The sequence below is a fragment of the Chromatium okenii genome, assembly GCF_016583745.1.
Classification (GTDB): domain Bacteria; phylum Pseudomonadota; class Gammaproteobacteria; order Chromatiales; family Chromatiaceae; genus Chromatium; species Chromatium okenii.
Map to the genome: position 1 here is coordinate 1 of NZ_NRRQ01000134.1, position 570 is coordinate 570.

The following is a 570-nucleotide window of genomic DNA, read 5'->3' on the forward strand; positions in this document are numbered from 1 at the left end:
TAATTCCTGAGTTTGGAACATTACTGCATAAGCACTTTTGGTTACATGGACATGGTCACTTTGAAATCAGCAAAGCGGGTAGTTATTTAGATCGTGGAGTATTCGACACGTCCGTGTGGCAGCCGTCAAGGATCGATTTTGCAGGTGGGGCGGTATGTGCCGCACAAGTCGAACAACGGTTACCACCACCACAAGTAATCAATCCCGATGCACCACTCGACATCAAGGCTTGTATTGAGCGGTTACAACTCGATGACAACCAAAACGCATGTCTAAATGAACTCAAAGCTACAGCACGTTTAGAACTAGCGGATCAAGCCCAACAAATTCGCGCAAGCTGGATGCAGAATCGCATTCAAGAAATGACAACACACAAAGCACTTGATCCAACTGTTGCAGAAAATGTTTTACGGCAAGCGATTGAAAAACAGGTATTAAGCGGTGACTTTTTGATTACGCTTCAAAGCGGTGATGTCGTGACCGTAGATGAAATTCTCGCGGATCAAAAACGCTATCATGGTCAACGCTGTGCTGACCCAGTGGAACGGGATTACGACCTTGGTCATCGGG

The 570-nt window shown here is 46.1% G+C and carries 1 pseudogene; it reads left to right on the top strand.

Going from position 1 to position 570, the window contains the following annotated elements:
- Window positions 1-570, top strand: a pseudogene (locus tag CKO12_RS14525) (hypothetical protein); the annotation flags it as partial.